Origin of the sequence: Roseobacter sp. MED193 (assembly GCF_000152965.1) — a bacterium.
GTDB lineage: Bacteria > Pseudomonadota > Alphaproteobacteria > Rhodobacterales > Rhodobacteraceae > Pseudophaeobacter.
Map to the genome: position 1 here is coordinate 787656 of NZ_CH902583.1, position 13365 is coordinate 801020.

The 13365-nt window shown below is 56.7% G+C and carries 14 protein-coding genes; 7 read left to right on the forward strand and 7 right to left on the reverse strand.

Annotated elements, in window-relative coordinates; genetic code table 11:
• Positions 1-94: 94 nt before the first annotated feature.
• The 4 genes from lon to tgt form a co-directional block, all read right to left on the reverse strand.
• A complete protein-coding gene (lon, locus tag MED193_RS06265) occupies positions 95-2509 on the reverse strand; it encodes an endopeptidase La (RefSeq protein ID WP_009808829.1) in 2415 nt (804 codons plus the stop codon).
• Positions 2510-2916: 407 nt separating this feature from the next.
• Positions 2917-3069 (reverse strand): hypothetical protein, encoded by a 153-nt coding sequence (locus MED193_RS22885; RefSeq protein ID WP_009808830.1) that lies wholly within the window; start codon positions 3067-3069, stop codon positions 2917-2919.
• A 165-nt stretch (positions 3070-3234) separates the two neighbouring features.
• Entirely contained in the window at positions 3235-3480 is a 246-nt protein-coding gene (locus MED193_RS06270) for a RebB family R body protein (protein ID WP_009808831.1), read from the reverse strand.
• Positions 3481-3609: 129 nt separating this feature from the next.
• Positions 3610-4740, reverse strand: a complete 1131-nt coding sequence (tgt, locus tag MED193_RS06275; protein ID WP_039965969.1) for a tRNA guanosine(34) transglycosylase Tgt — start codon at positions 4738-4740, stop codon at positions 3610-3612.
• Positions 4741-4923: 183 nt separating this feature from the next.
• Between tgt and MED193_RS06280 the strand changes: the two genes are divergently transcribed.
• From MED193_RS06280 to tpiA, 7 genes are all read left to right on the forward strand, one after another.
• A complete protein-coding gene (locus MED193_RS06280) occupies positions 4924-5814 on the forward strand; it encodes an SPFH domain-containing protein (protein ID WP_009808833.1) in 891 nt (296 codons plus the stop codon).
• On the forward strand, positions 5811-6101 hold the full coding sequence (locus MED193_RS06285) for an NfeD family protein (protein WP_157041295.1): 291 nt from the start codon (positions 5811-5813) through the stop codon (positions 6099-6101). Before MED193_RS06280 ends, MED193_RS06285 begins: the two co-directional genes overlap by 4 nt.
• A 145-nt stretch (positions 6102-6246) precedes the next feature.
• The gene (locus MED193_RS22890) at positions 6247-6744 is read left to right on the forward strand and encodes an STM3941 family protein (RefSeq protein ID WP_009808835.1); all 498 of its coding nucleotides are present in this window, start codon (positions 6247-6249) and stop codon (positions 6742-6744) included.
• A 137-nt stretch (positions 6745-6881) separates the two neighbouring features.
• Positions 6882-7244: an SUF system Fe-S cluster assembly protein gene (locus tag MED193_RS06295; RefSeq protein WP_009808836.1), complete on the forward strand. Its 363-nt coding sequence runs from the start codon at positions 6882-6884 to the stop codon at positions 7242-7244.
• Between the two features lie 117 nt (positions 7245-7361).
• On the forward strand, positions 7362-8588 hold the full coding sequence (locus tag MED193_RS06300) for a glycerophosphodiester phosphodiesterase family protein (protein WP_254655436.1): 1227 nt from the start codon (positions 7362-7364) through the stop codon (positions 8586-8588).
• 132 nt (positions 8589-8720) lie between these two features.
• The gene (locus MED193_RS06305) at positions 8721-9080 is read left to right on the forward strand and encodes an iron-sulfur cluster assembly accessory protein (protein ID WP_009808838.1); all 360 of its coding nucleotides are present in this window, start codon (positions 8721-8723) and stop codon (positions 9078-9080) included.
• A 117-nt stretch (positions 9081-9197) separates the two neighbouring features.
• The gene (tpiA, locus tag MED193_RS06310) at positions 9198-9947 is read left to right on the forward strand and encodes a triose-phosphate isomerase (protein WP_009808839.1); all 750 of its coding nucleotides are present in this window, start codon (positions 9198-9200) and stop codon (positions 9945-9947) included.
• 148 nt (positions 9948-10095) lie between these two features.
• On the opposite strand, the gene MED193_RS06315 is transcribed toward tpiA, so the two are convergent.
• The 3 genes from MED193_RS06315 to MED193_RS06325 all read right to left on the reverse strand — a co-directional run bounded on the left by MED193_RS06315 (position 10096) and on the right by MED193_RS06325 (position 13344).
• Positions 10096-11514: a TRAP transporter large permease gene (locus MED193_RS06315; protein WP_009808840.1), complete on the reverse strand. Its 1419-nt coding sequence runs from the start codon at positions 11512-11514 to the stop codon at positions 10096-10098.
• Entirely contained in the window at positions 11514-12194 is a 681-nt protein-coding gene (locus MED193_RS06320) for a TRAP transporter small permease (RefSeq protein ID WP_009808841.1), read from the reverse strand. The genes MED193_RS06315 and MED193_RS06320 overlap by 1 nt, the downstream gene beginning before the upstream one ends.
• Positions 12195-12342: 148 nt before the next feature.
• Positions 12343-13344, reverse strand: a complete 1002-nt coding sequence (locus tag MED193_RS06325; RefSeq protein WP_009808842.1) for a DctP family TRAP transporter solute-binding subunit — start codon at positions 13342-13344, stop codon at positions 12343-12345.
• Positions 13345-13365: the final 21 nt, after the last annotated feature.

Genomic DNA, 13365 nt, shown 5'->3' on the forward strand with positions numbered 1-13365 from the left:
GGCCAGAACGGTAAGAGTAAAAACAAAACACCTAATAAGGGCGACCCCTGTGGGCCGCCCTCACTTTTTCCAGATCTCCAACAGCAGATCGCGTTTAATGCGCTGGCGCACCTGAGCTACGCGCCTGGGCCTCCAAAGCAGCCTTTGCGGCAGCAGCCTCTTCTTCGGCGGCCTCATCCCACTCAATGGCTTCTGGCTGCTTTACCAGAGCATGTTCCAGCACCTCGGAGACATGGCTTACGGGAATGATTTCCAGGCCTTCCTTTACGTTGTCCGGGATCTCAGGCAAGTCTTTGGCGTTTTCCTGCGGGATCAGCACGGTTTTGATACCGCCACGCAGAGCCGCCAAGAGCTTCTCCTTGAGACCACCAATGGCCAGCGCATTGCCGCGCAGGGTGACTTCACCGGTCATGGCGATGTCCTTGCGCACAGGAATCTGCGTCAGCACCGACACGATGGAAGTCACCATAGCCAATCCCGCAGAGGGGCCATCCTTGGGGGTGGCGCCTTCGGGCACGTGGACGTGGATATCCCACTTGTCGAACTTGGGAGGCTTCACACCGATCTTGGGCGAAATTGACCGCACATAAGAAGAGGCTGCCTCGATGCTTTCCTTCATCACATCGCCCAGCTTGCCGGTGGTCTTCATCCGGCCCTTGCCCGGCAGGCGCAGGGCCTCGATGGACAGCAGCTCCCCGCCAACCGACGTATAGGCAAGCCCGGTGACCACACCAACCTGGTCTTCTTTCTCTGCCAGACCATAGCGGTATTTGGCAACACCCAGGAACTCATCCAGATTATCAGAGGTGACCGAAACGCTCGCGGCTTCCTTTTTGACGATCTTTGTCAGAGACTTACGCGCTACCTTAGCGATTTCACGCTCCAGATTCCGCACGCCCGCCTCGCGGGTATAGACGCGGATAATATCCTTCAGCGCGTCATCGCTCATCTCGAATTCCTTGGCCTTCAGACCATGGTTCTTGACCTGCTTGGACACCAGGTGCTGCTTGGCAATCTCGCGCTTTTCATCCTCGGTGTAGCCAGACAGCGGGATGATCTCCATCCGGTCCAACAAAGGCCCAGGCATGTTGTAGCTGTTCGAAGTAGTCAGGAACATCACGTTGGATAGGTCATATTCGACCTCCATATAGTGATCCACAAAGGTCGAGTTCTGTTCCGGATCAAGCACTTCCAGCATCGCTGAAGCCGGGTCGCCGCGGAAATCCTGACCCATCTTGTCGATCTCATCGAGAAGGATCAGCGGATTGGTGGTCTTGGCCTTTTTCAGCGCCTGGATGATCTTGCCGGGCATGGAGCCAATATAGGTCCGGCGGTGACCACGGATCTCGCTCTCGTCACGCACCCCCCCCAGAGAGATACGGATGAATTCGCGGCCCGTAGCCTTGGCCACGGATTTTCCAAGCGAGGTTTTACCAACACCGGGAGGGCCAACAAGGCAGAGGATCGGACCTTTGAGCTTGGCCGAGCGCTGCTGCACCGCGAGATACTCAACGATGCGCTCCTTGACCTTCTCCAGGCCATAGTGATCCGCATCCAGAATGTCCTGCGCCTTGCCCAGGTCCTTTTTGACGCGCGACTTCACCCCCCAAGGGATGCCAAGCATCCAATCGAGGTAGTTGCGCACCACAGTGGCCTCTGCCGACATGGGCGACATGTTTTTGAGCTTCTTCAGCTCCGCATCCGCCTTTTCACGGGCTTCTTTCGACAATTTGACGGCAGCTATTTTCTCTTCCAGCTCGGCGATTTCGCCAGCCCCTTCTTCGCCGTCACCCAGTTCCTTCTGAATGGCCTTCATCTGCTCATTCAAATAATACTCGCGCTGGGTCTTCTCCATCTGGGATTTGACGCGGGTCTTGATCTTTTTCTCGACCTGCAGCACGGACATCTCGCCCTGCATCAGGCCATAGACCTTCTCTAGGCGCTCGCTGACCGACAGGGTCTCCAGAAGTTCCTGCTTGCGGTCGACCTCGATCCCAAGGTGGCCTGCAACCAGATCCGCCAGTTTGGCAGGTTCTGCGGTTTCACCCACTGCGGACAATGCTTCTTCGGGAATGTTCTTGCGGACCTTGGCGTAGCGCTCGAACTCATCGCCCACAGTGCGCACAAGCGCCTCAATGGTGGTGGCGTCGCCCGGAATTTCGGTCAGATACTCGGCACTGGCCTCGAAATAATCGTCATTCTCGAGGAAATTGGTGATTTTGACGCGCGCGTGACCTTCGACAAGCACCTTGACGGTGCCATCGGGGAGCTTCAGCAGCTGCAGCACATTGGCCAGAACACCTGTTGGATAGATGCCATCGGTCTGTGGCTCGTCCTCTGCCGGATCAATCTGGCTGGACAGCAGAATCTGCTTGTCATCGGCCATCACCTCTTCGAGGGCGCGCACAGATTTTTCCCGACCCACAAACAGCGGCACGATCATATGAGGGAAGACCACAATGTCGCGCAGCGGCAGTACAGGATAGGAAGAATTAAGCGGCTCGTTCATACTTGGTCCTTTACTTGGCAAGAGTGCCCAGCCCCGACATTCGGCGACCTCTGGCGCTCTCCTCTTTGGAAGTCTTTATCTGGTAGAGCAGTTAATATTTTTCAACCACCCAGCCTACAAGTTGGATCGCAGTGTGCCCGCAAGCCAAAGCAACCACAAGGGCACAATTGGCCTCGTGGCTTCCAAGGAACAAGGTTTGTAGACGAGAGAATTCCGGCTGGTGAGGATACTGCGAGGGAGAAGCTCCCTGCAATTCCTCAAAACGACAGGCTTTCAAGGGCTCGGCCTGAAAAATCAAAAATCATCTTCTGCTTGGAGGAGCACCTGTGCTTCCCGAACATGAGACTTTGCTACCAACAGACCAGCCGCGTATCGACCGCAGGGCCCTCAAGACCCCAATGCGCCGACTACTGAGCAGCACTGCTGTGAAGATGTGACAGCTCTGCAAACTCGGTTTGCTGGGCGGAGCTTCCATCCCAAAATCCAATCAATGCGACGCCAAGACCCAGGACAACAAATAGCGCAATATGCGCCGAATTCGCGGATATAGTGTTTTTCATTACTCATCTCCAATCACCATTTAACTGATGATCAACAGACCCGCTGTTTGCGGCAAAAACTGGGCTCGATCAGGTCACTCTGCTGGAGAACCGCTCAAATTCAGGTCAAATCCGCTGCGTCCGATCCCTACAGGTTGCCCCAAGCGCTAGCGCTAGTTCGCACCGCTAACGAGGCCCGACAATACCCGCGCTGCCAGCAGTCGCCATGTCGCTCACGCCCTGCGTCGTGGCAGCCTGAGACAAAATATTCTGCTGATTTTGCGCGTTCACGGAGTTTTCATAGGCAAATCCACCGCGTGCCCAGATCAGACTGATGACCCAAACCGTACCGACCAGGGCCAATGCAACAGGTGAAGGACCTCCCGCCCTCTGGCGGGCCTGTTTTCTACCATGCGTGCTTTCTGTAACCATAACCAGTTTTTCCTCGTATCAAAAACCCTTCACAGAGTTTCCCTACAAAGAGGCAAAAATAAGGGGCACGCATCACACCCCCATGATTTTTAAACATAGTTTTAGTCAAAGACTGCAGTTCGAGCCAGATTACAAAGGCTCGATATCGCCCTGAGCACGCTGGTCATGAAAATCCTTCTGCCAGGCCTCGAAGGTGCCTGCCGAGATGGCTTCGCGCATGCCCTGCATGATCTCCTGGAAATAGTGCAGATTGTGCCATGTCAGCAGCATGCCCGAGATCATTTCGTTGCTGCGGAACACATGATGCAGATAGGCGCGGCTGTATTTTGAACAGGCCGGGCAGCTGCAGTTTTCATCCAGGGGGCGTGGATCATCCGCGTGGCGGGCGTTCTTGATGTTGACCACACCATGACGGGTGAAAGCCTGCCCGGTACGACCCGAACGGGAGGGCAGCACACAGTCCATCATGTCGATACCCCGCGCCACCGCGCCGACGATATCATCGGGTTTGCCAACCCCCATCAAATAGCGCGGCTTGTCCTGCGGCAGCATATCGGGGGCATAGTCGAGGCACTTAAACATCGCCTCCTGCCCCTCGCCCACCGCCAGGCCGCCTACCGCATAGCCATCAAAGCCAATCTGCTTCAGCGCCTCGGCGCTTTCTTCGCGCAGATCCTGCTCCAGTCCGCCCTGAACAATGCCAAAAAGTGCATGCCCCGGGCGATCTCCAAAGGCCTCTTTCGAGCGTTCCGCCCAGCGCATCGACAGGCGCATGCTTTCGGCAATGCGATCACGGGTCGCGGGCAGCGCGGGACATTCATCAAAACACATCACGATGTCAGAACCCAACAGCCGCTGGATCTCCATCGAGCGTTCCGGGGTCAGCTCGTGTTTGGAACCGTCAATATGGGACTTAAAAGTGACGCCCTTCTCCGTAAGCTTGCGCAGCCCTGCCAGGGACATCACCTGAAACCCGCCGGAGTCGGTCAGGATAGGGCGCTCCCAATTCATGAACTTGTGCAGCCCCTCCAGGCGGTCAATCCGCTCTGCCGTGGGGCGCAGCATCAAATGGTAGGTATTGCCCAGCAGAATATCAGCGCCGGTTTCGCGCACGCTTTCGGGCATCATCGCCTTGACCGTGGCAGCGGTGCCAACTGGCATAAAAGCCGGGGTGCGGATGTCGCCGCGTGGAGTTGAAATGACCCCAGTGCGGGCCTTGCCATCCTGGGCTTTCAGATCAAAGGTGATTTTCGGCGCCATTTTACTCTCCTTTGACTGCGGAACCCGGCGCATTTGCCTGATTGCGGCGCGTTTGACAAGCCTCAAGCCATCTTGCCAGCCTGCCAAGGGCAGCCCATACATAACATAAGCCCTATTCTTGAAAACGCGCCAGCGCGACCACATATGTATACAATAGTACACAGTATTTATTAGGAGGACCCGATGAACGAAGACTTCCTCATTGGACTAATTTCACAAAACGCCATCTATCTGCTGGGGGCGATCTTCCTGATCGTCATCATCTTCAAGGGCGTCCACATCGTCCCGCAGTCTGAAAAATATGTAGTGGAACGCTTTGGCCGCCTGCATGCGGTTCTGGGGCCCGGCATCAACTTTATCGTACCGCTGTTGGATAGCATTGCCCACAGGATCTCAATTCTGGAGCGTCAGCTGCCAAGCGCCAGCCAGGATGCCATCACCAAGGATAACGTGCTGGTGCAGATCGACACCTCGGTCTTCTACCGCATCACCGAGCCAGAAAAGACTGTCTACCGCATCCGCGACGTGGATGCCGCCATTGCCACCACTGTGGCAGGCATCGTGCGGGCAGAAATCGGCAAGATGGATCTGGACGAGGTGCAATCAAACCGCGCCCAACTGATCGGCCAGATCCAGGAAAGCGTCGAGGATGCCGTAGATGACTGGGGCATCGAAGTCACCCGTGCCGAAATCCTGGATGTGAACCTCGATCAAGCCACCCGCGACGCCATGTTGCAGCAGCTGAATGCCGAACGCGCCCGCCGTGCTCAGGTGACCGAGGCCGAGGGCAGCAAACGCGCGGTTGAATTGTCTGCCGATGCTGAGCTTTACGCTGCCGAACAGATCGCCAAGGCCCGCCGCATTCAAGCCGATGCCGAAGCCTATGCCACCGAGGTGGTTGCCAAGGCGATCCGCGAAAACGGTATTGAAGCCGCGCAGTATCAGGTTGCCCTGAAACAGGTTGAGGCGCTGAATGCGCTTGGCAATGGTGAGGGCAAACAGACCATCGTGCTGCCCGCCCATGCAATCGAGGCCTTTGGCGATGCCTTCAAACTGCTGAAAGGTGGCAAATGATGGAACAGGTAGCCGCCTATTGGGAGCTCTGGTGGGTCTGGTGTGCCGCCGCGCTGGTGCTCGCCATCCTTGAGGTCCTCGCCCCCGGTTTTGTCTTCCTTGGATTTGCCCTGGGCGCCCTGGCCTGTGGCATTCTGCTCGCAGTGCTGGGTGGTGGCGCTATAGCCCTGCCCGCCCTGATCTTCCTCTTTGCGGCCCTGTCGCTGATCTCCTGGCTGCTGATGCGCCGCTATTTTGCCCTGCCCAAAGGCCAGGTGAAGACCTTTGAACACGATATCAACGACTAAAGTCAGAAGTCACTGATCCAAGGTCATTTGTTGAACACCAAGGATATTGCCTTGGGTCATCTAGCTGGCCCCATGAAGGGAAGCACCATTGCACGGCCCCCAAAAAACCATTTACTTTGACCGAAACACGCCCCGCCTGATCTGTTTGATCGCCTTAAACTGCGTATTTTGTTACTTGGGTTTCCTAATCGCGCAGGGTTGGGCCTATGGGACCAAGGGAAGTATTTCCATAGTAGTTGGTTGGCTTACATTGGTGGTTTTCGGTTCGTTCCTTATCCTTGGAGTAATCCGTTTGGTCAAAACACCCAAGACCACCCTCGTGTTCTCACCAGTTGGCGTTTTGGATAGGAGATTGTCCGTTGGGATCATCCCTTGGAGCAACATTGAAAAGATTTCGCAAAAGAACTATCGAGGCCACGAATTTCTTGGCCTCCAGATTACAGAAGAGGGAATTCAGCAACTAGACCTAAATTTGCAAGGACGGTTATCGTTCTGGCTCAACTCCGTCTTGGGGAGAAACACTGTGTGGATTTCCACCTACGAGTTCGATGCCCCCTTTAGCGAACTTTGGGAGCGCATGTGCCAGTTTCTGCAAGAGCACAATCCCAAGGCTCTGCCGGACAGGATAAACCACTTCAAGTAACGCCACTCCTATCAATCTGTGTCCTGCACCTCAACAGCCCCGGTTCTAACTTGGCGCGATCAGACTTTGTCACGGGCTATGGACCTCCTCCCACAGTTTCCCTATATAAACAGTCGGATTAACTGTCAGGGATCGACATGACCAACGCTTCCGAACCGCTTGAAGGCACGCCGCTGATCGCGCCGTCTTCCGTTGAACACCCGCTTTTCGATCAAATCGTTGAGGCCTGCCGTTCTGTTTATGACCCTGAAATTCCGGTCAACATCTACGAACTCGGCCTGATCTACACCATCGACATCACGGATGAAAACGATGTGCAGATCATCATGACCCTCACCGCGCCCGGCTGCCCTGTCGCCGGTGAGATGCCCGGTTGGATCGTTGATGCGGTCTCGCCTGTGGCAGGCGTCAAATCCGTTGATGTCGAAATCACCTGGGAGCCGCCCTGGGGCATGGAGATGATGTCCGATGAGGCCCGTCTCGAGCTGGGCTTCATGTAGGATTGACCAAGCACTACACCATCAAAGATGGTCATAAAAGCTTCACCGGATCGCGGCAAAGGTTTTACCTTTCGCCGCGATTTCTCTTTTGAAAATCAACTTCTTTGGAGACCTCCCTTGCGCAATATCATCGCCCTTACGCTGACCGCCTTAACCCTGGCGCCTGCCGCTTCAGCGCTTGATGCCACGCCTACAGATGCCGGCCTCAGCTATGGTCCGCGCCCGGCCTATCTGATCAGCCTGCTGCCCGAAGGTGATTTGAAATCCAAACTGCAGTCCTGCGCTGCACAGGTCCCGGCCCGTAGCACCTTCTCCATCGGCCACCGTGGCGCGCCGCTGCTGTTTCCCGAACATACCGTGCAATCCAATGTCGCCGCCGCGCAGATGGGGGCCGGCATTCTGGAATGCGATGTGACCTTTACCAAGGATCTAGAGCTGATCTGCCGCCATGCGCAAAACGATCTGCACACAACCACCAATATCCTGACCACGGATCTGGCCGAGACCTGCATCACGCCTTTCTCCCCGGCCACTGGCGACAGCCCTGCCACAGCTGAATGCCGCAGCTCGGACATCACCCTGGCTGAATTCCGCACCCTGGCGCCCAAGATGGACAGCTTTGACAAAAGCGCGACCACCGCAGCGGCCTCGCAGGGCGGCGTCGCCTCCTGGCGCAGCACCCAATACTCGGATGGCGCCACCGCCATGACCCATGCAGAGAGCATTGATCTGTTCAAATCTCTCGGCGCCAAATTCACCCCCGAGCTCAAGTCCCCAGCCGTCGAGATGCCCTTTAACGGATTCTCCATGGATGACTACGCTCAGAAGATGATCAATGAATACAAGGCCGCCGGCATCCCCGCAGCGGATGTCTGGGCCCAGAGCTTTGATCTTGAGGTGGTGAAATATTGGATCGACAACGAGCCTGAATTTGGCAAACAAGCGGTTTATCTGGATGGCCGCTACAGTGGCGACCTGCCCCTGGACCCCAGCGACCCCGATAGCTTCAGCCCCTCGATGCAGGAACTGGCAGATATGGGCGTGAACTATATCGCGCCGCCGATGTGGTTCCTCGTCACGCTTGAAGATGGCAAAATGGTGCCCTCCGCATATGCCAAAGAGGCCAAGGCGGCCGGGCTGAAGCTGATCACCTGGACGCTGGAACGCTCAGGCCCGCTGACCACAGGTGGTGGCTGGTACTTCCAGAGCGTGCAGCCCGCCGTCAGCAATGCCTCCAGCTACTATGAGATCCTCGACGTTCTGGCCCAGGATGTCGAAATCGAAGGTATCTTCTCCGACTGGCCCGCAACGGTCACCTATTATGCCAACTGCATGGGGCTTTAAGATCCTCTAAAGCCATCAGAGCTAGGTTTTTGACGGGCCACATCCCCTTGTGGCCCGTTTTGCCATGCAGCCCTCTTGAGCCCGCGCCCTTGCGCGCCTAGATAGGTTGTAACGCGCGCATTGGAGACACTCATGTTCGGCATTCCCGGCAAACAGGCTGTGACAATCACCCCGAAGGCTGCGGCCCAGATCACCAAGCTGATGACCAGCGGCGGCCACGCGGGCCTGCGCATAGGCGTCAAAAAGGGCGGCTGTGCGGGTATGGAATATACCATGGAATATGTCGACGAGCCGGATAACAACGACGAGGTGGTCGAGCAAGACGGCGCCAGGGTTCTGATCGCCCCGATGGCGCAGATGTTCCTCTTTGGCACCGAAATCGACTATGAGACATCGCTGCTGGAAAGTGGGTTCAAGTTCAACAACCCCAATGTGTCCGAGGCCTGTGGCTGCGGCGAATCCATTAGTTTCAAGGATGTGCCAAGCCTGTAAAGCGCAGCACCGTGACGCGCCACAGAGGCGGGTGTTTCCCCGCCTTCTCTTTGTCCGATTGCCCCGCACAGCGGCTGGTGTTACCACTTGGCCAAGTCATAACTTGGGGAGCATCAGATGCGTCAAAAACTGGCAGCAGGCAATTGGAAGATGAACGGCACAGGCGCGGCCCTGGCGGAACTTGAAGCCCTCATTCAGACGCAGAGTGCTGCAAAATCGGAAATCCTGATCTGCCCTCCCGCGACACTCCTGTCTCGCGCAGCCGATATTGCCAGCGAAAGCAACCTCTCCCTAGGAGGTCAGGACTGCCACGCCGCCAGCTCCGGCGCCCATACCGGCGACCTCTCTGCCCAAATGCTGAAAGAGGCAGGCGCAACTTCGGTCATCCTGGGCCACTCGGAACGGCGCGCAGACCACAATGAAACCAGCGAGACTGTCGCCGCCAAGGCCGCAGCCGCCTGGGGCGCGGGTCTCACCGCCATTGTCTGCCTTGGTGAAACCTTGGCAGAGCGGGAAGCCGGTGACACCCTGCAGATCATCGGTGCCCAGTTCGCCACCTCCCTGCCCGATGGTGCAACGGCTAAAAACACCGTCATCGCCTATGAGCCTGTCTGGGCCATTGGCACCGGAAAAGTGCCCAGCCTGGCACAAATCGCTGAGGTCCATGATTTCCTGCGCGCAGAACTTAGCACAAGATTCGGCGCTGAAATGGCCGCAACCACGCGCCTTCTCTACGGCGGCTCGGTCAAACCAGGCAATGCCTCTGACATCTTTACCACATCAAACGTTGATGGGGCCCTGGTCGGCGGTGCCAGCCTAAAGGCCGAAGATTTCTCCCCCATCATCGCGGCCCTCGACGCCAGCTAACCCTACGTCGGCTTTCACCTTTCCCCAAATATTCCGGGGGAGCGCCCTTTGGGCGCGGGGGCAGAGCCCCCTCCTCGCCGCCAGAAAAAACGCCCCGGATCTCTCCGGGGCGTTTTTCTTGGTCTCCTACTCAGGCCTCAGAAACCCGCTAATTGGTAATGATCTCAGGCCCCATCAGGGCGTTGGGGATCAGGGTGCTCAGCCAGGGGATATAGGTGACCATGATCAAGAAAACAAAAAGCACCGCAAGGAAGGGCAAGGCCGCCCGCACCACCGACATCATCGGCATGCCCGCCACCCCAGAGGTGACAAAGAGATTGAGCCCCACTGGCGGTGTAATCATGCCGATCTCCATGTTGACCACCATGATGATGCCCAGATGGATCGGATCAATCCCCAATTCGATGGCGATGGGGAAAACCAGCGGCGCCACGATCACCAACAGTCCCGATGGCTCCATGAACTGGCCACCAATCAACAGGATTACATTGACCACAATCAGGAACATGACAGGGCCGAACCCTGCAGATAGCATCGCATTGGCGATATGCTGCGGCACCTGTTCATCGGTCAGCACATGTTTCAGGATCAGCGCATTGGCGATCACAAACATCAGTGTCACCGTCAGCTTACCGGCATCAAACAGCGCCTTCTTGGTGTCCTTATGCGCCCAAACCGTCAACAAGGCCTGCGGCGCCTGAAACACCGAGCGACGCGGTCTCTCGGAAGTTTCAGCCAACGGCCCCATATCACGGTAGACAAAGGTAGCGACAAAGAAGGCATAGACAGAGGCCACAGCCGCCGCTTCTGTTGGGGTAAAGATGGCGTCTTCTTTGTAGAGCCCCAGTTCAGCGGAGTACCACGGGTAACCATAGATGCCGACCATGATGATCACGATCAGGAACAGCCCCCAAAAGGCCTCACGGAAGGAGGCGCCAACCTCGCCCCAACCGGCCCAATTGCCTTTGGGCATATTCTTGATGCGGGCAATCACATAGATCGTCACCATCAGCATAATACCAGCCAACAGGCCTGGAATAATGCCAGCCAGGAACATCCGCCCAACAGAGACATCGACTGAGGCCGCATAGACCACCATGACGATGGAGGGCGGGATCAAAATACCAAGCGTCCCGGCGTTACAGATCACCCCGGCAGCGAATTCCTTGGTGTAGCCCGCCTGGCGCATCGCGGCGATGACGATCGAGCCGATTGCCACAACCGTGGCCGGCGAGGAACCCGACAGGGCGGCAAACATCATACAGGCAAAGACACCGGCAATGGCCAAGCCGCCCTGGAAGTGGCCGACACAGGCGATGGAAAACCGGATGATCCGCTGCGCCACGCCGCCCGTTGACATGAAGGTGGAAGCCAAAATGAAAAATGGGATGGCCAACAGGGTGAAATGCCCTTCAAAAGCCTCAAACAGAGTACCGGCAACGGAAGCCAGCGAGCTATCCGAGTAGACAAGCAAAAACAAAACCGAACTGAGGCCAAGCGAAATGGCAATCGGCACCCCGATCAGCATCAGGCCAATCACCATGGCAAAAAGGATTACGACGTCCATTATTTTTCTCCCTCGGTGGCACGGGCCCGGGCCTCGTCCAGCTCGTCTTCGACTTCATGGCTGGCAACCAGCCGGTCCGCATCGCCGCGCAGCACCTGCAGGGCCGCCTGAGCAAAGCGGATCACCAACAACAGCATCGACAGCGGCAACACGACGTAGGGCACCACCTTCGGCAGTTTTTCATAAGAATCGCCGTAGTTGATCAAATCTTCCAGAAACCGAAACATGCCCACCATTGGCACATCCTGCACCTCATAGAAGCTCTGACTGCGGGCTTTCATGTCAAACCCGGTAGGAAACCAACGCCCGGAGGTGGGCGGCAGGTCCGCAAAAACCGCCCAGTAGTCATAGGCGCCTTTCAGCAGCAACAATGAAAACAGAAGGCAGGCCGCCGCCGCGATCAGCGCAACCACTCGGCGCGCGCCCGGAGACAGGATATTGACGATGGCATCCACGCCCAGGTGGGTATGGGTCTTTACCGCATAGGCCGCGCCCAAAAGCACCAGCCAGGCAAAAAGGAAAACGGTCAGCTCCAGCGCCCATAGGATGTTGGAGTTAAAGGCAAAACGCGCGATTACATTGGCAAATGTAATCAGCGTCATCAGCCCCAGAAGCAACGCAATCAGCGTTTCTTCCAATGTGTTGATAAACCCGGACAGGCCGGTTTTTGCCCCCGACATAGTTATCACCCCGATAATGTTGAGAATAAGTAAGGTCAGGCGGCGGATCCCCGCGCCGCCTGAAGGTCCGTGGAGGCCCGATCACACAGGATCGCCGCCGCGGATGCGGCCCGCCAGTCGGGCGGGTCCGCTTGTCAGAACCAATCAATCAGTGATTGGCGTTGATCGCCTGCGCTGCGTCGATCTTGTCCTGACCTACGTCACCAGCGAACTGCTCCCAAACCGGCATCATGGTTTCAACCCAGGCCTGACGCTGAGCGGCATCAAGGCTGCGCACTTCGCCGCCAGCTGCGATGATTGCGGCCTTGGCTTCGTTGTTCACCTGTGTGGACTCCGCGTTGCGGGTTTCGGTCACTTCACCAAGGATCTGCAAGAACTGTTCACGTACGGGCGCATCCAGGCTTTCCAGCCAATCCACATTGGTCACGACCAGATAGTCGATGATGCCGTGGTTGGTCTCGGTGACTCCGTCCTGCACTTCGAAGAACTTTTTGCCGTAGATGTTGGACCAGGTGTTTTCCTGCCCGTCAACAACGCCCTGCTGCAGCGCACCGTAGACTTCCGAGAAGGCCATCTTTTGGGGCGAACCACCAATGGCTTCCATCTGGGCTACCAGCACGTCAGAGGATTGAACGCGGAACTTAAGGCCATTGGCATCCGTTGGCGCAACCAGTGGCTTGTTTGCCGACATCTGCTTCATGCCGTTGTGCCAATAGGCCAGCCCTTGCAGACCACGGCGCTGCATGCTGTCCAGCAGGGCTTGCCCATCGGGCGAGGCCTGGAAGGCATCAACCGCATCAATATTTTTGAACATGAAGGGCAGATCAAACAGACGGAACTCTTTGGTGAACTTCTCGAACTTTGACAGAGAGGGCGCAGCCAGCTGCACATCGCCCTGCAACATGGCTTCCAGAACCTTGTTGTCGTTATAGAGCGTCGAGTTCGGGTAGACTTCCAGGCACATGGTGCCGTTCATCTCATCGTTGATGCGCTGTTCCAGCAAGGAGGCCGCAATCCCCTTAGGGTGCTTATCCGTGTTGGTAACATGGCTGAATTTAACAACGATTTCGCCGTCGTCACAGGCGGCAGATGCAGCGCCTGCGGTGACTGTCAGGGCCATTGCAGTGGCAGCAGCGGTTACAAATTTCATATCAATCCTCCCAGAGATATC